General features: G+C 75.8%; 20 protein-coding genes. 6 read left to right on the plus strand and 14 right to left on the minus strand.

Annotation, left to right across the window (positions count from 1 at the left end):
• Positions 1-20: 20 nt before the first annotated feature.
• The gene (gene nrdI, locus CS2_RS05110) at positions 21-455 is read right to left on the minus strand and encodes a class Ib ribonucleoside-diphosphate reductase assembly flavoprotein NrdI (RefSeq protein WP_046529778.1); all 435 of its coding nucleotides are present in this window, start codon (positions 453-455) and stop codon (positions 21-23) included.
• Positions 456-544: 89 nt separating this feature from the next.
• Positions 545-1,744, minus strand: coding sequence for a cobalamin-independent methionine synthase II family protein (locus CS2_RS05115; RefSeq protein WP_174524293.1), 1,200 nt, complete (start codon positions 1,742-1,744; stop codon positions 545-547).
• A 210-nt stretch (positions 1,745-1,954) separates the two neighbouring features.
• Here CS2_RS05115 and CS2_RS05120 point away from each other — a divergent pair, with 210 nt between their 5' ends.
• Genes CS2_RS05120 through CS2_RS05130 form a run of 3 tightly spaced genes read left to right on the plus strand, consistent with a single transcriptional unit; the run spans position 1,955 to position 5,141 of the window.
• Positions 1,955-2,734 (plus strand): ATP-grasp domain-containing protein, encoded by a 780-nt coding sequence (locus tag CS2_RS05120; protein WP_233421077.1) that lies wholly within the window; start codon positions 1,955-1,957, stop codon positions 2,732-2,734.
• A 5-nt stretch (positions 2,735-2,739) separates the two neighbouring features.
• Entirely contained in the window at positions 2,740-4,023 is a 1,284-nt protein-coding gene (locus CS2_RS05125; RefSeq protein WP_070319148.1) for a glycosyltransferase family 2 protein, read from the plus strand.
• Complete coding sequence (locus CS2_RS05130) at positions 4,020-5,141, plus strand: hypothetical protein (protein WP_233421078.1); 1,122 nt, start codon at positions 4,020-4,022, stop codon at positions 5,139-5,141. Before CS2_RS05125 ends, CS2_RS05130 begins: the two co-directional genes overlap by 4 nt.
• A gap of 9 nt (positions 5,142-5,150) precedes the next feature.
• Here the strand turns inward: CS2_RS05130 and CS2_RS05135 are convergent, their stop codons facing one another.
• The 7 genes from CS2_RS05135 to CS2_RS05160 form a co-directional block, all read right to left on the minus strand.
• On the minus strand, positions 5,151-6,920 hold the full coding sequence (locus tag CS2_RS05135; RefSeq protein WP_070319149.1) for a sensor histidine kinase: 1,770 nt from the start codon (positions 6,918-6,920) through the stop codon (positions 5,151-5,153).
• A complete protein-coding gene (locus tag CS2_RS05140; RefSeq protein ID WP_070319150.1) occupies positions 6,920-7,993 on the minus strand; it encodes a PIG-L family deacetylase in 1,074 nt (357 codons plus the stop codon). Before CS2_RS05140 ends, CS2_RS05135 begins: the two co-directional genes overlap by 1 nt.
• Before the next feature lie 91 nt (positions 7,994-8,084).
• Entirely contained in the window at positions 8,085-8,354 is a 270-nt protein-coding gene (locus tag CS2_RS05145) for a helix-turn-helix transcriptional regulator (RefSeq protein ID WP_070319151.1), read from the minus strand.
• Between the two features lies 1 nt (position 8,355).
• Positions 8,356-9,216 carry an ABC transporter permease gene (locus CS2_RS05150; protein ID WP_070319152.1) on the minus strand — a complete coding sequence of 287 codons (861 nt, stop codon included), beginning with the start codon at positions 9,214-9,216 and terminating at the stop codon, positions 8,356-8,358.
• Entirely contained in the window at positions 9,213-10,118 is a 906-nt protein-coding gene (locus CS2_RS05155; RefSeq protein WP_217997361.1) for an ABC transporter ATP-binding protein, read from the minus strand. Before CS2_RS05155 ends, CS2_RS05150 begins: the two co-directional genes overlap by 4 nt.
• 47 nt (positions 10,119-10,165) lie before the next feature.
• The gene (locus tag CS2_RS18755) at positions 10,166-10,303 is read right to left on the minus strand and encodes a hypothetical protein (protein WP_156442002.1); all 138 of its coding nucleotides are present in this window, start codon (positions 10,301-10,303) and stop codon (positions 10,166-10,168) included.
• A gap of 42 nt (positions 10,304-10,345) precedes the next feature.
• On the minus strand, positions 10,346-11,104 hold the full coding sequence (locus CS2_RS05160; RefSeq protein WP_070319154.1) for a DUF1266 domain-containing protein: 759 nt from the start codon (positions 11,102-11,104) through the stop codon (positions 10,346-10,348).
• Between the two features lie 114 nt (positions 11,105-11,218).
• Here CS2_RS05160 and CS2_RS05165 point away from each other — a divergent pair, with 114 nt between their 5' ends.
• Positions 11,219-13,756: a tetratricopeptide repeat protein gene (locus CS2_RS05165; RefSeq protein WP_070319155.1), complete on the plus strand. Its 2,538-nt coding sequence runs from the start codon at positions 11,219-11,221 to the stop codon at positions 13,754-13,756.
• Positions 13,757-13,774: 18 nt separating this feature from the next.
• Here the strand turns inward: CS2_RS05165 and CS2_RS05170 are convergent, their stop codons facing one another.
• Complete coding sequence (locus CS2_RS05170) at positions 13,775-14,197, minus strand: VOC family protein (protein WP_070319156.1); 423 nt, start codon at positions 14,195-14,197, stop codon at positions 13,775-13,777.
• A gap of 197 nt (positions 14,198-14,394) precedes the next feature.
• Between CS2_RS05170 and CS2_RS05175 the strand changes: the two genes are divergently transcribed.
• On the plus strand, positions 14,395-15,999 hold the full coding sequence (locus CS2_RS05175) for a methyl-accepting chemotaxis protein (protein WP_070319157.1): 1,605 nt from the start codon (positions 14,395-14,397) through the stop codon (positions 15,997-15,999).
• Between the two features lie 69 nt (positions 16,000-16,068).
• Positions 16,069-16,494 carry an SRPBCC family protein gene (locus CS2_RS05180; protein ID WP_233421079.1) on the plus strand — a complete coding sequence of 142 codons (426 nt, stop codon included), beginning with the start codon at positions 16,069-16,071 and terminating at the stop codon, positions 16,492-16,494.
• A 69-nt stretch (positions 16,495-16,563) separates the two neighbouring features.
• On the opposite strand, the gene CS2_RS05185 is transcribed toward CS2_RS05180, so the two are convergent.
• The 4 genes from CS2_RS05185 to CS2_RS05200 are packed head-to-tail and all read right to left on the minus strand — an operon-like array spanning position 16,564 to position 21,315.
• Positions 16,564-17,748, minus strand: coding sequence for a glycoside hydrolase family 1 protein (locus tag CS2_RS05185; RefSeq protein WP_070319158.1), 1,185 nt, complete (start codon positions 17,746-17,748; stop codon positions 16,564-16,566).
• A gap of 11 nt (positions 17,749-17,759) precedes the next feature.
• Complete coding sequence (locus CS2_RS05190; RefSeq protein WP_082739893.1) at positions 17,760-18,683, minus strand: alpha/beta fold hydrolase; 924 nt, start codon at positions 18,681-18,683, stop codon at positions 17,760-17,762.
• Positions 18,680-20,365: an ABC transporter ATP-binding protein gene (locus tag CS2_RS05195; RefSeq protein ID WP_070319160.1), complete on the minus strand. Its 1,686-nt coding sequence runs from the start codon at positions 20,363-20,365 to the stop codon at positions 18,680-18,682. The genes CS2_RS05190 and CS2_RS05195 overlap by 4 nt, the downstream gene beginning before the upstream one ends.
• Positions 20,362-21,315, minus strand: coding sequence for an ABC transporter permease (locus tag CS2_RS05200; RefSeq protein ID WP_046531015.1), 954 nt, complete (start codon positions 21,313-21,315; stop codon positions 20,362-20,364). Before CS2_RS05200 ends, CS2_RS05195 begins: the two co-directional genes overlap by 4 nt.
• Between the last annotated feature and the right edge of the window lie 3 nt (positions 21,316-21,318).

Below are 21,318 nucleotides of genomic sequence, written 5' to 3' on the forward strand. Positions count from 1 at the left end.
GCGGCGGGGACGGCACCTGCTCAACCGGCCTGCGCCGCGTGCCGGGCGTCGAGGGCGGCGTCGAGGTCGGTGAGGATCCGCTCGCACTCCTCGACGTCCCACGGGGTGCCGGCCAGCTCGAACTCGAACAGCACGGGCCGCCCGGACCGCTGCGCGATCTCGCGCGCGGCCTTCTGGTAGTACGTGCCGAAGTTCCGGTTGCCGGAGCCCATGACCCCGACGAGCAGCCGCCGGTTGCGCTCGGAGCGCAGGAACCGGCGCACGGCCTCGGGGATCGTGTCGTTGGACTCGTTGCCCGTCTTGTACGACGGCGTCAGCAGCACCCAGGGGCCGTCGACCTCGCTGCGCCGGTGCTCCCGCTCGGCGAGGTTGTGCACCGGCCGGTCGAGCCGCTCGGCGAACGCGCGGACCAGCCCGCTCGTGGACGAGTAGTAGTAGACGGGCGTGCGGCGCATGCCCCCAGCCCACCGCGCGGCACCCCGGACCGACCCCGGACGTTGGTCCCGGGCAGGCTGGTGCTGGGTCGCGCGGCCGACCCGTCGCGTCAGCCCAGCCGGGCCGACGCGATCCGCGCGCCCTCGACGAGGGACTCGAGCTTGGCCCACGCGATCTGCTCGTGGACGCGCCCGCCGAGCCCGCAGTCCGTGGACGCGACGACGTTCTCGGGGCCGACGCGCGCGGCGAACCGCTCGATGCGCTCGGCGACCAGCTCGGGGTGCTCGACGACGTTCGTCGCGTGCGACACGACACCGGGCAGGATGACGGCGCCCGCGGGCAGCGCGACGTCGTCCCACACGCGGTACTCGTGCTCGTGGCGCACGTTCGCGGCCTCGAACGAGAACTGCCCGGCGTGCACGTCGAGCATGGTCGAGACGATGTCGCGCAGCGGCAGGTCGGTGGTGTGCGGGCCGTGCCACGAGCCCCAGCACAGGTGGAACCGGATGCGGTCCTTCGGCAGGTCGCGCAGCGCGTGGTTGAGCGCCTCGACGCGCAGCGCCGTGAACGCGAGGTAGTCGTCGAGCGCGGGCTCGGGCTCGATCTGGTCCCAGTTCTCGGCGATCGACGGGTCGTCGACCTGGAGCGTCAGACCCGCGTCGAGGATCGCGACGTACTCCTCGCGCAGCGCGTCGGCCCACGCGAACAGGTAGTCGCGGTCCGTCGCGTAGTAGGCGTTCGTGAGGCGCGCCGCGGAGCCGGGCGCGATCGCGGTGACGAACCCGTCGGCGGCGCCGGCCGCGGTCAGCCCCGCCCGCAGGTTCGCGACGTCCGACGCGACGGCGTCCTGGCCCGTGTACGTCAGCGGGCCGGTGCAGCGCGGGAACGTCGTGGGCGCCTCGCCCGCCATGACGCCCGACGTCGGGTCGTCGTAGGCCGCGGCGAACCGCTGGTGGTCGCGGCGGTGCACGAACCCGGTGGTCCGCAGGTCGCCCGGCGTCGACAGGTGCCGCTCGACCGCCCACGCCATCGTCTCGTCGAGCTCGAGGCCGCCCGTGCGCGCGAACGAGTAGGACCACCAGGCGCCGAAGTCGACGCTGCTGCTCATGGCCTTGCCGTACTCGCCGTCGCCCGGCACGGTGATGCCCAGCTCGACCTGGCGGCGCACGAGCGCGACGACCTGCTCGCGCAGGAACTCGTCCCAGTCGGCGCGGGGCCGGCCGGCGGCGCGCTCGGCGTTGGCCGCGACGAGCTCGGGCGTGCGGGGCAGGGAACCGGCGTGCGTGGTCGCGATGGTCACGCGGGCGATGCTACGTCGCGTCGCCGGGTCGCCCCCGGGACCGCCCACGGTGCGCGTCGGGGGCGTCGCGTTGCGGGACCGCCCCGGCGGTCCTATCGTCCGGGTATGGGCGCAGGGGGAGCGCGCAAGGTCGTCGTGACCGGTGCAGCCGGTCCGGCGGGGCGAGCGCTGGGGACGCAGCTCGCGTCCCGGGACGACGTACGGGCGGTCGGTGCCGACATGGCTCCCGTCCCCGTCCCGGGCTACGGGTCGGTCGAGGAGGTGCCGCCCGCCGGCGACCCGCGCTACGAGCGGGCGACGCTGGACCTGCTCGCGCGCGTCGGGCCGGACCTCGTGCTGCCCACGGTCTCCGAGGAGCTGCCGCGCATCGCGGTGCTCGCGCGCGCCGCGGGGCTCGGTGGCACGGTCGTCGTGTCGGCCGCCTCGGCCTCCGCCGTCGCGGGCGACAAGCTGCTGACGATGTGGGCGCTCGCGCGCGCCGGCGTCTCCGTGCCGGCCTTCGCGCCGGCCGACGCGCTCGGCTCCGCGGCCGACGCCCTCGCGTGGGCCGGCGGCCCGGTCGTCGTCAAGCCGCGGGTCGCGCGCGGCGGTCGCGGCGTGCACGTCGTCGACGACCCCGACGACCCCGTGTGGGAGCACGTCGACGCCGCGTGGCTGGTCCAGGTGTTCGCGCCCGCCGTCGAGTACAGCCCCCAGGTGTACCGGTCGCCCGTCACCGGCAGCAGCGTCGTGGTGGTCCTGCAGAAGGCCGCGCTCGAGCAGGGGCGGATCGGCAACGCGACCGCCGTCGAGCCGCTGCCCGACGACGCGGCGCCGGACGTCGCGGCCCTCGCGGTGCGCACCGTCGAGGCGCTGGACCTCGTCGGACCCGTCGACCTGGACGTCCGGCGGCTGGCGGACGGGACACCGGTCGTGCTCGAGGTCAACGCGCGGTTCGGGGCGCTGTCCGCCGCGGCACCGCGGATCCTGGAGTCGGTGCTGACCGACTGGCCCGGCTGACGCCCATGTCGGTGGTCGTCGCGCTGCTGACGTCGGTGCTGGTCGTCGCGGGGGCGTCGATGCTCGTGATCGGGCTCGTGCGGCTCGCGACCGTCCCCGCGGCGTTCGTGTTCGAGGCGCGGCAGCGCCGCGCGACCCCGGGCCCGGCGGGGTGCGGCCCGCTCTTCGCCGAGCCGCCCGCGGTGAGCGTCGTCGTGCCGGCCTTCGAGGAGGAGCTGCTGATCGGCAACTGCCTGCGGTCGATCCTGCGCAGCGAGCACCCGCGTCTCGAGGTCGTGTGCGTCGACGACGGGTCGTCCGACGGCACGCACCGCCGGATGCAGGAGGTCGCGCAGACCGACGCGCGCGTGCGGGTGCTGCGGCAGCAGAACGCCGGCAAGGGCGCCGCCCTCAACACCGGCATCGCCGCCTCGCGGGGCGACGTCGTGGTGCTCGTCGACGCGGACGGGCTGTTCCGGCCCGACACGCTGACGCTGCTGCTGCGCGGTTTCCGGCACGCGCGCGTCGGTGCGGTGTGCGGCAACGACCGGCCCGTGAACCTCGACCACGTCCTGACGCGGCTGCTCGCGCTCATCAGCCACGTCGGCACGGGGCTCATGCGCCGGGCCCTCGACGTGCTGGGGTGCCTGCCGGTCGTGTCGGGCAACATCGGCGCCTACCGCCGCGACGTGCTCGAGCGCGTGGGCCCGCTGCGCACCGACACCCTCGGCGAGGACCTCGAGCTGACGTGGCGCGTGCACCGCGCGGGCTACGGCGTGACGTTCGCGCCCGATGCGGTCGTGCACGCGGAGTCCCCGTCGACGGTCCGCGGGCTGTGGCGGCAGCGCGTGCGGTGGGCGCGCGGCCTGCTCCAGGCGACGTCGCTGCACCGGGGCATGATCGGGAACCCGCACCACGGCGCGTTCGGCGTCTACCTGCTCTACAACACGCTGGCGCAGGTGGTGGGGCCGTTCGTCCAGGTGCTCGGTGCGGTGGTGCTGACGGTGCTCGTGCTGGTCGACGGCCCGGACCGGCTGCCCGCGTCGCTGGCCGGGTGGCTGCTGCTCGTCGGGCTGCCGCTGTCGGCCGCGCTGCTGGTCGTCGCGGTGCTGCTCGACCGCTCGCCCGGCGACCTGCGCCAGCTCTGGACGGTCGTGCTGTGGCCGCCCTACTCCGCGCTCATGTCCCTCGTCGTGCTCGACGCCGCGCGCCTCGAGCTCGGGAACGCGGAGAACCGGTGGAACAAGCTGGAACGCAGCGGGACCGTGTCGGTCCCGGGGCTCGTCGAGGACGACGGGCCTGGTTCGTGATCGTCGTGGCCGCGTTGCTCGCGGTCGTGGTGACGGGCGTCGTCGTCGCACGCCCCTGGCAGGAGGTGCCGCCGCGCATGCGCTCGCCGGAGCCGCCGCGCACGCTGCGGTCGGTGAGCGTCGACTTCGGTGTCGTCACCGACCCGACGACCGACTGGGAGGCGCTCGACGCGCGGCTGGACGCCGCGGGAGCCACGGGCGTCGACCTCAACGCGGGGCGGGTCGAGTTCACCGCGTTCGACTGGGCCGAGCACCCGGAGAGCGCGGCCGAGCCCGGGACCGACCACCTCGCGCGCGCGGCGCGCGCGCTGCGCCTCACCGCCGACGGCGAGCAGCGCCAGATCGGGCTGATCGTCGACGCGTACGTGCCGCGCTGGATCGCGCAGGACCCGTCCGTCGCCGGTGTGGACGGCGACGGGAACCGGGTGACGTACAACCCGTCGGCCACGCAGCTCGCGCAGGGCCCGGTGGGGGACCGCCTGGTCGCGTACGTCGCTGCGCTCGGCGCGCGCTACCAGCCGAGCCAGATCGCGCTCACCGAGCTGTTCCTCTACCACTCCTGGGGCGACGACGACCTCGCGCTGTACCGCGCGGCGACGGGCGCGGCGGACTGGCCACGGGGCGAGGACGGGCGCCCCGACGGCCTGGACCCGACGGTCGGCACCTGGCGCTCCGAGGTGATCGCCGACCTGCTGCGGCGCATGCGCGCCGCGCTCGACGAGGCCGGCGCGTCGGGCGTCGCCCTCGCGATGGACGTCGAGGTCGACTGGGCCGACCCCCCGCGCGGCGTGCCGAGCTCCGGCCACGAGTACGCGGTGCTGCTGAGGGCCGCGGACCGGCTGGTGCTGTGGGCGTACACGTTCGCCGCGCGGCCCCCGTCCGAGGTCGGGACGTTCACCGCGGCGCTGGTGGCGGCCGGTGAGGACATGTCGCGGTTCGTGCTGTCCGTGGGGCTGTGGGCGCCCGCGTCGCTCGATCCGCCGGGGGCCTTGCCCGCGTCGGCGCTCGCGGAGGCCGTGGGCTCCGCGCAGACCGCCGGTGCCACGCACGTCAACGTCACGCCGGCGAGCCTCCTCTCCGACGAGGACTGGGCGGCCCTCACCGACCTCTGGCGCTGACGGGCGTCGTCAGGTCGCGTCCGCGGCCTGCGCACCGGGCGGCACGTCCGGGAGCACGACGTCGACCCGGGTGCCCGCACCCGGGGTGCTGTCGATGCTGAGCGTGCCGCCGTGCTCGTCGACGATCGCCTGCACGAGCGACAGGCCGAGCCCGACGCCCCGCACGCGGCGGCGGCGCGTGTCGCGCGTGCGGTAGAAGCGCTGCGTGATGCGGGCGAGCTCGTCGGGTGCGATGCCCGGCCCGTCGTCGGCGACGCGCACGTGCGCCGTCCGTGCACCCTCGGGCGTCGCACCGGCGCGGACCGCGACGCGCACGTGGTCGCCCGCGAGGCTGTGCTTCACGGCGTTGCTCAGCAGGTTGTCGACGACCTGCCCGAGCCGCTGCGGGTCGGACAGCAGGGGCACGGCGGGGTCGGCGTCGACGTCGACCTGCACGCCCGCCGCGCGCGCCACCGGGGCCTGGCTCGTGACGGACGCCCGCACGACCTCCGCGACGTCGACCTCCTGCGGCGACAGCACGGCGCCGACCGCGAGCTGCGCGCTCGTGAGCAGCTCGTCGACGAGCGCGTCGAGCCGGTGCGCGTTGCGCTCGACGACGTCGAGGTAGCGGCGGTCCTCGTCGTCGAGCGGCCGGCCGCTGGTCCGGATCAGCCGGACGTAGCCGAGGATCGACGCGAGCGGCGTCCGCAGCTCGTGGCTGACCAGGCCGATGAACTCGTCCTGACGGCGCTGCTCGTCGTGGCGTGGCGTGACGTCCGTGCCGACCAGCAGGTACCCGGCCGGCAGCTCGGGGCTCGCGCCCTCGAGGGCCGGTCGCGGCGTCACGACGACCTCGACGTGCCGCACGGCGCCGTCGGGCCCCACGCGCCGCCACTCGTCGGCGTGCGTGCCGCCGTCGGCGGCCCGCCCGACGACCCGCGCCAGCGGCATCTGCGGCGTCGTGCCGGCGCCGTCGAGCAGCCGCAGCCCCGGGCCGTCCTGGGTGACGACGCCCGTCACGGGGTGCCCGACGAGCTCGGCGGGTGCCAGGCCGAGGGCGCGCTCGGTACCGGGGCTCGCGGTGAGGACCACGCCGTCGCGGTCGGTCGCGACGATCGCCTGCGCGGTCGCGGCCTGCACGATGCTGCGCAGGGTGTCGCGCGACGCGCGCAGCTGGCGGGCCCGCTCGTCGAGCGCGTCGCGCGCACGGCGCAGCTCCTCGGCCTGCCGTCGCGCGGCCTGCACGATGCCGTGCGCACCGACCGCGGTCGCCGCGATGACGAGGAACGTGACGACCGCGTGCAGCAGGGGACGGACCCGACCGACGTCGACGACGGCGGGCGCGAGCAGCACGACCGCGCTCCCGGCCAGCCCGAGCGCGGGGCCCCACCGTTCGGGGCGCAGCGCGAGGGCGCCGACCGGCAGCAGCACGAGGACGTCGAAGTCGGCGCGCGGCAGGCCCGTGCCGAGGTCGAGCAGCGCGACGGCCGCGAGCTGCGCGAGCGGGGCCACGGCACGCCACGGGGGCGCGACGCGCCCCCACGGCACGAGCGCCGCGACCCCCTGCGCGGCCACCACGAGCACGGTGGCGGCCACGAGCAGCGCCGGGTGCGCCGGGTCGACGGACGACTCCACGAGCGCGACCGCGAGCAGCAGCGCCACGGTCGTCGGCACCTGCCGCAGCCCGACGGCGTCGGGGGTGAGCCAGGGTGCCGTGACCCGTCCCACGAGGTCGGCGTCGGCCGGTCGGGGGCCGCCGGGGTCGGGTCGGGTCGACGCACGCCCGCCGGGCCGGGCCATCAGCCCTCCGTGCCGTGGTCCGTCCCGAACGTCGTCCGGGCGTCGGGCGGGGACGCCAGGGCGGCGGCCGCGTCGGCGGGCGTCTCGCTCGCGCGGACCGTCTCGAGCGGCTCGACGTCGTGCCCCGCGCCGAAGCGCGACCAGTACCGCGCCGCCGCGCGCACCACGTCGGGCTGCATGTAGTCGCGGTGCGCCTGCGACTCGTACGCGGCCAGCATCTGGAGCTTGGTGTCGACGAACCCGGTGACGTCGACGAACCGGTTGGGTGCGAACGCGACCGTCGAGGACGGGCTCTGGAAGCACCAGAGGTTCGGCACCTGCCGCGCCGCGACCTGGACTGCCTCGTGCGTGGCCCGGTGGTCCTGGTGCCGGTCGTGCGCGCCGTGCGTGTAGATCCGGTCGGGGCGCACGTCCTGCACGACCTGCTCGACGGCCGTGATGACGCCGTCGGCGGGGACGATCCGCGTGTCGGGGAAGTCGAGGTGCACGAGGTGGGCGCCGACGACCGCGGCGGCGGCCGCGGACTCGGCCTGCCGGACGGAGGTGCTGCCGCCGACCGCCCCGCCGGACAGGGTGAGGATCACGATCTCGTCGCCGGCGGCGTGGTGCGCGGCGAGGGTCGCGCCCGCGCCGATCTCGACGTCGTCCGGGTGGGCGCCGACCGCGAGGACCCGCCGGTGGGTCGCACCGCGGCGCGAGCGCGCCACGCGGGCGAGCTCGGTCGCGCGGCGGGCGACCTCGTCGGGGTCGACGGGCTTGGCGAGGAACTCGTCGGCCGCCTCGCGCAGGGCCTCGACGGCGTGGTCGAACGTCGGGTAGGCCGTGACGACCATGACGGTGAGCGTCGGGTCGAGGCGCCGCACCTCGGGCAGCAGCTGCAGCCCCGAGCGTCCGGGCAGCTGGATGTCGGTGACGAGCACGTCGTACCGGGCGCGGGCGAGCGCGGCGAGCGCGGCCTCCGCGGTGCCGACGACGTCGACGTCGAGGCCCACGCGCACCAGCGTGATGCGCAGCAGGTCCGCCGCGTCGGGGTCGTCCTCGAGCACGAGCGCGCGGTACGGGTCGTCGGCCATGGTCTCTCCCCCCCCCGGAGACTGGACGTACGCGCCCATTGTAGGAGCGGCCCGGGGTGCCCGCCCGTCCGGCGTCGGGCGGGCACCGCGGTCAGCGGGGCGGCGGCGCCCCGATGCGGGGGAACGGCTCGAGCGAGAACGCGACCTCGACGGGGACGTCGAAGAACGCGGCGATGCGCAGCGCGAGGTGCAGCGACGGGCTGTACTCGCCGCGCTCGAGGTAACCGACCGTCTGGTAGTGCACGCCGAGCGCTTCGGCGAGCTCGCGGCGGCTGACGCCGCGCTCGGTGCGCAGCACGGCGATGCGGTTGTGGACCGTCTCGGCCGCGGTGGTGCGGCCCGGGGTGGGTTCGGTCGCCACGTCAGCCGCGCTGCAGGAAGGCGTGGAGGCGGTCGGCCAGCGCGCCCGCGGTCTGGCGCGCGGCCGTGCGGCGCAGCACCGCGGGTGCGGCGACGAGCCCGATGACGGCCCAGGCGAGCAGCACGAGCACGGCGATCTCGGGGTGCCACGCCCCGCCGACCTCGAGCCCCTCGGCACCCGGGGGCAGCGTGGTGGACCGCAGCCCGTGCGCGAGCCAGTACAGCGGGAACGCCTGCACGACGCCGCTCGCCCACCCCGGGACCGTCTGGGGCCCGAACACCCCGGAGACGGCCGACAGCGCGACGACGGGTGCCATGACGAGCAGCAGCACGCGGGTCGTGCGGCCGGCCAGCGCGCCGCCGACGATCCCGACGGGCAGCGTCGCGAGGGTCCCGAGCACGACCCAGCCGACCAGGGCGGCCCATCCGGCGCCGCCCTGGTGCATGGGGTCGCCGAGCAGGAGCGCCCACGGCGCGAGCAGGATGACGAACATGGGCAGCGCGCCGAGCACCTGGGCGAGCACGACGCCGACGGTGTACGTGGTGGTGCCGCGCGGTGTGGTGCGCAGCCGCAGCACGGTGCCGTCCTCGACGTCGGCGGACAGCGCGAACGCGGGCCCCATGACCATGCCGAAGACGACGACGGCCGCCACGATGCCGGGCATCGCGAGGTCGGGGAGCGTCGCGCCGCCCGCACCGGGGACCTCGACGTGCCGCTGCGTCACGAGGTAGACCAGCAGCGCGACGCCGATGACGAGGTTCCAGGCCATGTCGTCGGGTGCGCGGAGCATGTTGCGGAAGTCGGCGAGGCCGCGGCGCAGGCCGAGGCGGACGGCGTGGACGCGGGGCGCGGGCGTGCTCATCGGGTGACCTCCAGCGGCTGGCCGGCCTCGTGGCGGCGGACGATCTCCAGGTAGGCGTCCTCGAGGCTCGCGTGCGCGACCTCGAGGTCGGTGACCTCGGGCGTGGTGGCGAGCAGCTCGCGCGTGAACGCCACGGGGTCGTGCGTGCTGTGCACGTGCCGCTGCCCGCCGCTGGCCCAACGCACCTCGGACGGGCCGGCGACGTCGCGCGCGACGGCGGCGGGGCTGCCGTCGGCGACGATGCGCCCGCCCGCGAGCAGCAGGATGCGGTCGGCGACGTTCTCGGCCTCGGCGAGGTCGTGCGTCGTGAGGAGGACGACCGTGCCGTCGAGGTCGACGACCTCGTGCACGAGCTCGTGGAACTCGCGGCGGGCGGCCGGGTCGAGGCCGGCCGTGGGCTCGTCGAGGATCAGCAGGTCGGGGCGGCCGGCGAGCCCGACGGCGACGTCGAACCGGCGGCGCTGCCCGCCCGAGAGGGTCGCCATGCGCTGGTCGGCGACGTCGGTGAGGCCGACGCGCGCGAGCAGCTCGTCGACCGGGCGGGGACGCGGGCGGTCGGGCGTGCCGTAGGGGCGGTACGCGTCGGCGAGCTGGCCGAGGAGCTCGCCGACGCGCCAGCGGCGGTGGTCGCGCCACGACTGCAGCACGACCCCGATGCGCGCGCGCCACGCGTCGTCGCCGCGCTCGGGGTCGACCCCGAGCACGCGGACGTCGCCCGCGTCGCGGCGCCGGAAGCCCTCGACGATCTCGACGGTCGTGGTCTTGCCGGCGCCGTTGGGGCCGAGCAGCGCGACGACCTCGCCCTGCGCGACCTCCAGGTCGATGCCGTCGAGCACGGTCCGGTCGCCGTAGGCCTTGCGCAGGCCGGCGACCGCGATGGCGGGGTCTGCTCTGTGTCCCATGTAGTACATGTACTACATGGGATCGTAGGTCCGCTACCCCAGCGGGCTCAGAGGATCCCCGACGACACCCGCCGCAGCAGCGCGTGCACGGCCGGCCGCCACTCCTCGCCGTACGTCGCGACGAGCCAGACGCCCACCGCGACCAGCACGAGCGTCACGAGCAGCAGCCCGAGCCGGCGGCGCACGTCAGCGCACCCCCGGCCCGGGGCGCCCGCGGCGGAGCGAGGTCACCAGCGGACCGTCAGCCACGGCGAGTCCTCCTGCTCCAGCAGCGAGCGGGTCGCGCTGGTGAACTTGCCGATCTCGGAGTCCAGCGGGTCGCGCATGTTCGACGCCTTCCAGAACGCCCGGCCCACGCAGAACGCGTCGCCGAAGTCCTTCCACGACGCGTACGCCGGGCGCGCGAGGTCCACGGCCTGCGCGATCGCCGCGTACGCGCGCGCCTCGTCGACGAACCCCGCGTCGACCAGCAGCCGGCTCACGTGCACGACGCGTGCGGCGTCCCACGCGACGATCGACGCCGGCAGCGGGTCGACCAGCTCGCCGTGCCCGCCGACCTTCGCCGCCGCGAGCCACCCCAGGTACCACTCGCGCGCCCTCGCGCCGTCGAGCCCGCGCGCGGCGGCCTGCGCCGCGACCTCGTCGGCCTTGGCCTCCGACTCGCGGCGGCCCAGGCGCTGCTCGAACGTCGCCTCGACCGCGGGGCCGACCACCGCGTAGTACCCGCGGTGGCCCTCGGTCAGCAGGAACGCGTACGTGTTCTCGACGTCCTGCGGGCCGTGCACGTCCCACGCGCCCGCGAGGAGCCTGGCGGCCGTGCGCTGGTCGGCCTCCATCGTGAGCGCGTTCATGGGCAGGCTGCCCTCGGCCGCGTGCACGGCGCCCAGCGCGAGGCCGCGCTGCTCGGCGTCCGAGAGCGGGCGCGCGCCCTCGAGCGTGTGGAACGACGACGAGAAGAAGCTCTTGAGGGACGACAGGAATCCCACGGGGTACCTCCGGGACGGCGGGTCAGGACGGGGTCGTCCCCATCGTGCCGGGCGCGCGTCCGGCCGCCCGAGGCGTCCGAACGAACCCGAACGTCCGATGACTAGTCTCGACGGGTGACCTCTCCCGTCGTCCCGGGCGACCCCCGTGGCTGGGACGACCTGACGAGCGCGCTGCGGGCCCTGCGCGCGCACGCGGGGTCGCCGTCGTTCGCGCAGCTCGTGCAGCGCGTCGAGCGCGTCCGCGCCGCACGCGGCGTGCCGGCGGGCGAGCGGCGCCCGGGCCGCGTCACGGTCTACGACGTGTTCCGCGACGGCCGCGCGCGGCTCGACGTCGAGCTCGTCGCCGACGTCGTCCGGGCCCTGGGCGGCGGCGAGGACGACGTGCGCGCGTGGCGCGCCGCGCACGCCGCCGTCGCGGGGCGTGCGGCCGACGCCCGGCCGGCCGCGTCGCCCGCCGCCGCGCCACGCACCACCCTGCGCCCGCTGCCCGACGAGCCCGCCGCCCTCACCGGACGCGCCGCGGAGGTCGACGCGCTCACCACGGCGTGGGACGCGGGCCGCGTCGCCGTCGTCACCGGCATGCCCGGCGTGGGCAAGTCCGCGCTCGCGCACGGCGCCGCGCGCACGTGGGCGGCGGGCACGAGCCGGCCCGTGCTCGTGGTGCCGACGCCCGGCGACGGCGTCGAGGCGCGCGACCTGCTGGCCGACCTCGTCGCGGCTCCCGGTGCGTCGTCCGCCGGTGCCTCGTCCGCCGGTGCGGTGCCCACCGGTGCCCAGCCCGCGGAGGTGCGGACGGGGGACGCCACCCCCGTGCCGCGGGGGCTGCTGCTCGTCGAGGACGTGCCCGACGCGGACGTCGTGACAGCCGTGGCCGACGCGGCCTCCGGGTGGGCGCTCGTCGTCACGTCACGCCGCGCGCTGCCCGAGGTCGCAGGCGTGCACGTGCGCGTCGAGCCGCTGCCCCCCGACGCGGCGGTCGCGCTCATCGCCGCCGTGGCGGGTCCGGAGCGCGTCGCCGCCGAGCCCGATGCCGCGCGCCGTGTCGCGACCGCCTGCGAGGGGCTGCCGCTCGCGCTCGTCGTCGCCGCCGGGCGGATCGCCGGGCAGGAGTCCTGGTCGCTGGCCGACCACGCGCGGCGCATCGAGGCGTCGGCGCACGCGCTGCCCGCGCTCGACACCGCGTACGACGCGCTCGCCCCCGACGAGGCGCGCGTGCTGCGCCGGGTCGCGCTCGTGCCGGCGCCGCTGCCGCCCGTGTGCGTCGCGCTGCTGGTCGGGGCCGACGAGCGGTCGGTGCGCGACGTGCTGTCGGGGCTCGACGACGTGCACCTGGTCCGCACGGGAGCCGACGGTGCCGTGCACCTGCACGCGCTGGTCCGGCGGTACGCCCGCGAACGGGCGGACGCGGTCGACGCGCACAGCGACGTGGTCGCCGCCGTCGGGCGGCTCGGCGCGTGGCTGGCCGAGCGCGCCGCGGCGCGGGTCGCGGTCGTCGCGCCGCACGCCGCCGACACGCCCGCGACCCGCGACGAGGCCGCGGACGACGCCGCCGTCGCGGCCGCGCACGCGTGGCTCGAGACCCACCGCGCGGTGTGCGTCGCGGCGGCGCCCCTCGCGGCGGACCTCGGGCTGACGGACGTCGCGCAGGGCCTGTCGGACGCGCTCGGCCCGTGGTTCGACATGGTCGCGCGCTGGCGCGACGCCCTCGTGGTGCACGGTGCGGCGGCCACGGGCGGCGACCCCGCCGCCGTCGCGCGCGCGTGCCGCGACCTGGGCCGCGCGCACGAGCGGCTCGGGCACTACGACGAGGCGCTCGCGCAGCTCGTGCGCGCCGCCGAGTCCGGGCACGACGCGCGCCCGGGGCAGACGTTCAACCGCGTCGGCAACGTCGAGAAGCGACTCGGGCGGCTCGACGCCGCGGCGGCCGCGTACGCGCGCGCCGAGGACGCCGCGCGGCACGGCGGCGACGCGGTCAGCGAGGGCCGGGCGATCGGCAACCGCGCCGACACGCTGCGCCTGCTGGGCCGCTACGACGAGGCGTGCGACGGCTACGCGCGCGCCCTCGCGCTGAGCGAGCGCGTCGGCGACCGCAACAACGCGGGCATCGTGCGGCTCAACCACGCGACCCTGCTCGAGACGCTGGGCGACCTGCCGCGCGCGCGGACCGTGCTGGGCGCCGCGCTCGACGACGCGCGCGCGATGGGCGACGCGAGCCTCGAGGCGGCGGTGCGGACCGCGCTCGCGAGCGTCGACCTCACGGCCGGCGACCCGCACGCCGCCGTGGCGCAGGTGCGGGCCGCGCTCGCGGGCCGCGCCGACCTCGAGGCCGCGGTCGGTGCGGAGGCGCGCGCCCTGCTGGGGCGCGCGCTCGTCGCCACGGGGGACGTCGACGCGGGCCGTCGCGAGCTGCTCGCGGCCCTCGCTGCCGGCCGCGCGGCGCGCGTGCTGCTCGTGCAGGGCACGGCCGCGCACGCGCTCGGCACGCTCGACCTCGCCGCGGGCCGCGCGGACGACGCCGAGGCGTGGTTCGCGTTCGCGCTCGACGTGGGGACGCGCATCGGCGTCGCGGCGGACGTGACCGCCGCCCGTGACGGGCTCGCGGCCGTCGCGGCGCTGCGCGGCGGCGGTGCGGGCGCCGAGCCGTCGGCCTGAGCGTCGGTCGCGCGCGGCTCAGCCCTGCGGCTGCCCCGCCACGTTGACCAGCCACGTCGTGCCGAACCGGTCCGTGACCTGCCCGAACTCGTCACCCCACGGGGCGACCGCCATCGGCATGACGTCGGTGCCGCCGTCCGCGAGCCGCGCGAACGCCGCGCGCAGCGTCTCGGCGTCCGTCGCGTCGCCGAACAGCGCGACCGCGCCGGGTCGCTCCGGTGCGGGCATCGACGCCGGGGTGTCGGACGCCATGAGCGTCCCGCCGCCGGGCAGCTCGAGCTGCGAGTGCATGATCTTGCCCGCGTCGGCAGGGTCCGACGCCATGCCGAACTCGTCGAACGTGCTGGACGTCGCGGCACCGCCGAAGACGTCGGCGTAGAAGTCCATCGCCGCGCGGGCCTGGTCGCGGAAGCCCAGGTAGGGGCTGAGGCGTGCGGTCATGGTCGGTCCTCCCGAGGGGTGCGTGCCGGTGCAGGTGTCGACCCGGCGGGCCGCGCGGACTCATCGGGCACGCCGCGCCCCGTGGCACACGGGTGCACCTTCACCCGGTCCCTCAAGGTGTATCGATCACACCCGATGCTGAGGGCAGCGAGTCGGCGACCAAGGACGGTCGTGCGCAAGACCAAGGAGGGTTTCTCATGGCCGGTGTCCCACGGGCCAGGGTGACGACGACGCCGTGGCGCTGGTTCGTCGACCGGTCGCTGGGCGTGAAGATCGGCGCGTGCCTCGCGCTGCTCGCGCTCGTGGCTGTCGCCGTCGCGGGCGTCGCGACCGTGCGGATGCAGGCGCTCGCCGGTGCGCAGACGCGGCTCGAGCAGGAGGCCATCGGCCCGTTGCGCGGTGTCTCCGACCTGCAGCGCGCGTTCACGGCCGTGCGGCTCGGCAACGTGCGGCTCATGACGGTGACGGAGGGCGAGCGCCCGGCGACGCTCGCGACGATCGCGGACGAGCGCGAGCAGGTCGGCACGGTCACGGCCGACCTCACCGCGGTCGACGAGGAGCTGGGGCAGCGGCTCGCGGACGCGATCCAGCCGTACCTCGACCTCACCGACCGGTACCACGAGATGGTCGCGATGGACGACCCGCGCGCCCCGGTGTTCCTCAACGACGACCTCGTGGTGCGCGGCACCGACGCCGACGCGGAGATCGCGGCCGTCGTCGAGGAGCTCAACGCGCTCGCGGGCGACACCACCGCCGCGACGTCGCGTCTCGTGGGCACGTCGGTCGTGGTGCTGTGGGTCGTGGTCGCGGGGGCGCTGCTGCTGGCGGCGGGCGTCGCGGTCGTCACGGTGCGCCGCATCCTGCGCTCGGTGCGCGGCGTGCAGGACGCGGTGGTCGCGATGGCCGCGGGCGACCTCACGGTCGAGGCCACGGTGCGCGAGCGGGACGAGATCGGGCGCATGACGGCCGCGCTCACCGAGGCGCAGCGGTCGCTGCGCGAGACGCTGGCGGGCGTGGTCGAGGGCGCGCAGACGGTCGCGGCGGCGACGCAGCAGCTGTCGGCGTCGTCGACGCAGGTGGCGTCCGCGTCGCGCGAGACCGAGCAGCGCGCGGGGTCGGTGGCCGCGGCCGCCGAGCAGGTGTCGCGCAACGTGCAGGCCGTCGCGGCGGGCACCGAGGAGATGGGCGCGTCGATCCGGGAGATCGCGCAGAACGCCGCGGAGGCGGCGCGCGTCGCGGGGCAGGCCACGGACGCCGCGAAGACGACGAACGAGCAGGTCAGTCGCCTGGGCGAGTCGAGCCAGGAGATCGGCAACGTCGTCAAGATGATCACGAGCATCGCCGAGCAGACCAACCTGCTCGCGCTCAACGCGACCATCGAGGCGGCCCGCGCCGGCGAGGCCGGCAAGGGGTTCGCGGTCGTGGCCGGCGAGGTCAAGGAGCTGGCGCAGGAGACCGCGAAGGCCACCGAGGACATCGCGCGCCGCGTCGAGGCCATCCAGGGCGACACCGCGGGCGCGGTCGCTGCGATCGGTGACATCTCGCGCATCATCGCCGCGATCAACGACTTCCAGCTGACCATCGCGTCGGCCGTCGAGGAGCAGACCGCCACGACCACCCAGATGTCGCGGTCCGTCACCGAGGCCGCGACGGGCTCGGGCGACATCGCCGGCACCATCACCGGCGTCGCGACCCAGGCGACGTCCACCAACGAGGCGATGGACCAGGTCACGACGTCCGTGGCCGACCTGGCCCGGATCGCGGCCGACCTGCGCGCCCGGACGGCCCGGTTCACGTACTAGGGGTTCACGTACCAGCGGTTCACGTACTCGGGTGCTCCGACGACGGTCCCGGGTCGGTAGCGTGCTCGCGTGCTGCGCGACTCGGTGACGGTGGGGACGAGGGTCGACGCGTCCCTCGACGTCGTCTGGCGACTCCTGACGGTCGGGCGGGACGCGTGGTGGCCCGAGATGCGCTTCGACGCCGTCGTCGGCTCGCCGCTCGTCGAGACCTGGACCGAGGGCGGTGTCGAGGCGACGGCCACGGGCCGCGTGACCAGGTGCGACCCACCGCGGCTGCTCGCGTTCGTGTGGGCCGAACCGACGTGGGAAGGTCCGCTCGAGGTCGTGGTCCGTCTGACCGCGGACGGGACGTCCACCGTGGTCGACCTGGCCGAGACGGGGTTCGTCCGCGCACGGACCCCGCGCTCGCTGCCCGACGAGCACGAGGAGGGGTGGCGCTACCACCTCGCGCGGTGGAAGCGCGCGAGCGAGGGCGGCGACGTCGACGGCCGGTGAGCGCGGGAGGCGGGACGCCGACGCCGGCGCACGGGAGGGGTGGCCCGTGCGCCGGCGTCGTCCCGACCGTCAGCGGACGGTCAGGGCGTTCGCCCGCGCCTGCTCGCCGAGCCACGCCAGACTCGGCTTGGGGCGGCGCTCGAACGTCTCGGGGTCCCAGCCGACCAGGCCGAACGTGGGACGGAAGCCGCTGGCCCACTCGTAGTTGTCGAGCAGGCTCCAGTGCAGGTAGCCCTCGACCGTGACGCCGTCGGCGATCGCCGCGTGCAGGTGCGTGAGCGCGGCCTCGGTGTAGTCGATGCGGCGCGCGTCGTCGGCCGTCGCGATGCCGTTCTCGGTGACGAACACCGGCACGCCGCCCGTGAGCTCCCACGCCGAGCGCACGCCCTCGGCCATCGCCGGCGGGTAGTACTCCCAGCCCGTGAGGGTCGTCTCGACGCCCTCGGGCACCTGCCGCGGGCCGTCGGGGCCGATGATCGTGCGCGTGTACGCCTGCACGCCGACCCAGTCGTCGCCCTTCGACATCTCCAGGTACCAGTCGTCGCGCGGGTAGCCGTACGCGTGCTTGACGTCCTCGCATCCCGGCTCCGCCTGGAACGCCTGCGTCGCGATCGTCCAGCCCGACCGCACGCCACCGACGCCTGACAGCACCTCCTGCGCGCGGTGGTGGCACTCGAGCAGCGTGTCGGCCACCGCGAGGTCCGGCGCGGGCAGCCCGTACGCGACCAGGTTCGCCGGGTCCTCGCCCCCCGCGATCATCGCCGCGATGTTCGGCTCGTTGATCGTGCAGACCCACTCGACGTCGTCGCCCAGCACGGGCAGCGCCGCCTCGACGTACCGTGCGAAGCGGTCCGCCGCGTCGGCGGCCCGCCACATGCCCTCCTGGTAGAACCAGCGCGGCACCGTGAAGTGCATGAGCGTGACCATGGGCGTGACGCCCAGCTCGAGCGCCGTCTCCACCATGCGCCGGTAGTGCGCGACCTCGGCGCGGGACACGAAGCCCTTCTCGGGCTCGATGCGCGCCCACTCGATGCTGAACCGGTACGTGTCCAGGCCCGCGTCCTTGAGGAGCCGCATGTCCTGCGCGTAGCGGTGGTAGGAGTCCGCGGCGTCGCCCGACGGCTCGACGATCGTCGTGCCGGGCGCGTGCTCGCGCACCCACCAGTCGCTGGTGACGTTGTTGCCCTCGATCTGGTGCGCGGCGGTCGCCGCGCCCCAGCGGAATCCGTCGGGGAACTGCAGGGTGTGTGCCACAGGGCTGTCCTTCACTCGGTTGCAGGGCAGGAGGACCAGAAGCCGACCAGCAGGTCGGCCGTGGCCTCGGGGGTCTCGAGGTTCGGCGAGTGCGCCGCGCCGGGCAGCACCGCGTAGCGCCCGCCCACCTGCTCGGCGGTGCGGCGCTGCCACGTCTGCGGCCAGGCGACGTCGTCGTGCTCGCCGTGCGCGACCAGCACCGGGAGCCCGGTGGCGGCCAGCGCGGGGGTGACGTCGGCGGGGTCGGCGAGGATGTCGATCGCCGCGACGAGCTGCGCGGTGCTCGTGGCCCGTGAGCGCTCGCGGTGGAACGCGGCCTCGGGGTCGAGCTCGACCGGTTCGCCCTGCGCGAGGCGCCAGGCGAGGTCGGGGTTGTCGAGGGTCCACAGGTCGGCGGCGCCGCCCGCGGCGAGCAGCCGCGCGCGCAGGTCCGCCTTGCGGCCCGGCCAGCCGTGCGGGCCCGAGCACAGCAGCGTGAGCGACCGGAACGCGCCCGGGTGGTGCACGGCCGCGGCGGCCGCGACGGTCCCGCCGAACGAGTGGCCGAGCAGGTGCACCGGGGTCCCGAGCAGCGCTGCGACCTCGTGCACGTCCTCGACCAGGCGGTCGAGCGCGTGGTCCGCCGTGCGGGGGAGCGCGCCGGAGTCGCCCTGCCCGCGCTGCGAGATCGCCCACGCGTCGACGCCCTGCGCCGCGAGCAGCGGCAGCAGCACGCGGTGGTCCTCCTTGGACCCCGTGAACCCGGGCACCAGCAGCGCCGTGGCGCGGACCTCGCCCGCCGGCCGCGCGCGCAGCGCGGTCAGCTCGACCTCGGACAGCCGCAGCCGCAGCGGCTCGACGCCCGCGGGCAGCGCCAGGCCGCCGAACGGCCGCCCGGGCGTGACGACGCCGGTGCCGGGCACGACGTCCGGTCGGACCTGCTCAGGGGCCGTCACGACGCCTCGAACCGTCGGGCGGGCTGCGGCACGGCGGCCAGCAGGCGGGTCGTGTAGTCCGCCTCGGGGAACCGCAGCACGCGCACCGTCTCGCCGCGCTCCACGACCGTGCCGTGGTGCAGCACCATGATCTGGTCGGCGATGACGCGCGCCGAGAGCAGGTCGTGCGTGATGTAGAGCAGCGAGACGCCCGTCTCGCGGCGCAGCTCCTGCAGCAGCGCGAGCACGCCCGCGCGCAGCGACACGTCGAGCATCGACACGGGCTCGTCGGCGACCAGCACCTGCGGGTTCGACGCGAGCGCGCGCGCGATGACGACGCGCTGGCGCTGCCCGCCGGACAGCTGGTGCGGCAGCTTGGCGGCGAACTGCTCGACCGGGGTCAGGCCCACGGTCTCCAGCAGCTCGAGCACGCGGGCCCGCGCGGCCTCGCCGCGCAGGTCGGTGAAGTTCTCGACCGGCCGGGTGAGCGTGTACTCGACCGTGCTCAGCGGGTTGAGTGCCGAGTACGGGTCCTGGAACACCATCTGGACGTCGGCGTGCAGGCGGCGCAGCTGGCGGCGGCGCATCCGGTCGACCCGCTGGTCGCCGAACCGCACGGTGCCGCTCGTGGGCCGCTCGACGCCCGTGAGCATCTTGGCGATGGTCGACTTGCCGGACCCGGACTGGCCGACGAGCGCGAGCGCGCCGCCCGGCTCGAGCGTGAACGACACGTCGTCGACGGCCGTGACGGGCTGCTCGCCGCGCCGCGGCGCCGGGTACACCTTGGACACGTGCTCGACGACGACCGCGTCGCGCGCGGCGCCGGCGTCGGGCCCCGCCGCGGTGCCGCGCACGGACGCCGCGGTGCCGCCCGCCGCGTCGACCGTGCGCGAGCTCAGGCCCGGCAGCTCGACGACCTCGGCGCGCGGGTCCGCGTAGTGCGAGAGCAGCATGCGCGTGTACTCGTGCCGCGGGTGGCGGTACAGCTCGCGCGCGGGGGCGTCCTCGACGACGCGACCGTCGTGCATGACCGCGACGCGCTCGGCGGACTCCAGCACGACTCCGAGGTCGTGCGAGATGAGCACCGCGGTGAAGCCCTCGGCCTTCTGCAGCTCGCGGATCGTGTCCATGACGGCGTGCTGCACGAGCACGTCGAGCGCGGTGGTCGGCTCGTCGAACACCATGAGGCGCGGCTCGAGCGACAGGGCCAGCGCGATGGACACGCGCTGCCGCATGCCGCCCGACAGCTCGCCGGGGTACCGGTCCAGGACGGTCGCGGGCAGCTGCACCTTGTCGAGCAGATCGACCGCGCGCGCACGCCGCCGGGGCGCCGGCACGTGGCCGTGGGCCGCGAACACGTCGGCGAAGTGGTGCCCGACGGACCGCACGGGGTTGAGCGCGTTCATGCCGGACTGCAGCACCATCGCGAACCCGCCGCGGCGCTGCGCGCGCAGCTCCTCGGCGCCCATGCCGGCGATGTCGGTGCCGTCGAACACGATCCGCCCCGACGCGATGCGCGCGGGCGCCTTGGCGAGCCGCGTGATCGCGAAGCCGAGCGTCGACTTGCCCGAGCCGGACTCGCCGACCAGGCCGACGAACTCGCCCTGCTCGAGGCTGAGGCTGACGCGGTCGACGGCGGTCGTGGGCTGCGCGCCGCGCGGCTCGTAGACGACCGTGAGGTCCTCGATCTGCAGCAGGCTCATCGGCCGGTCCCTTCCCGCAGGCGCGGGTTGGACAGGCCGTCCACGCCGAAGTTCACGAGGGTCATGGAGGTGGCGAGCAGCGCGATGCACAGGCCGGGCGCGAACAGCAGCACCCACTGGCCGGTGAGGATCGCCATGGAGTTCTGGGCCCAGAAGATCATCGAGCCCCAGCTCACGGTCGACATGTCGCCCAGGCCGAGGAACGACAGGCCGGACTCCGCGAGGATCGCGGCGGTCGCCGCGCCGAAGAACGACGCCGCGATCATCGACGTCATGTTCGGCAGGATCTCCCGGAACACGACGCGCGCCGGGCGCTCGCCCGAGAACACGGCGGCCGTGACGAAGTCGCGCGAGCGCAGCGACCGGGTCTGCGAGCGCAGCACGCGCGCACCCCACGCCCACCCGGTGAGCACGACGACCAGGATGATCATCGGCAGCCCGCCGTTCTGCAGGTACGCCGCGATGATGATCATGAGCGGCAGGCCCGGCATCACGAGGAACAGGTTGACCAGGAAGTTGACGACGTCGTCGCCCCAGCCGCGCAGGTAGCCCCACGACAGGCCGATGACGACCGCGACGAGCGTCGACAGGCCGCCGGCGACGAAGCCGACGAGCAGCGAGATCCGCGCGCCGTAGATGACCTGCGAGAGCACGTCCTCGCCGTTGCCGGTGGTGCCGAGCCAGTGCGCGGCGGACCCGGCCTCGTTGCGGCCGAACGAGTCGTCGTGCGGGCCGTACGGCGCGAGCACGGGCGCGAGGACGGCCATGAGGACGAACGCGCCCAGCATGACGAGCCCGACGCGGGCCTTGGGGTTGGCCCACACGGTCGCGAACCCGCGGCCCACGACCTGGAAGAAGCGCCCCGTGCGGGTGCGGCTCGTGCGGCGCGGCGGCCCGGGGACCACCTGCGGCTCGGTGCCCGCCGCGGTCACGGCTGTCGGTTCGGTCATGTC

This window comes from Cellulomonas iranensis NBRC 101100 = JCM 18110 (assembly GCF_001552375.1).
In the GTDB taxonomy this organism is placed as follows: Bacteria; Actinomycetota; Actinomycetes; order Actinomycetales; family Cellulomonadaceae; genus Cellulomonas; species Cellulomonas iranensis.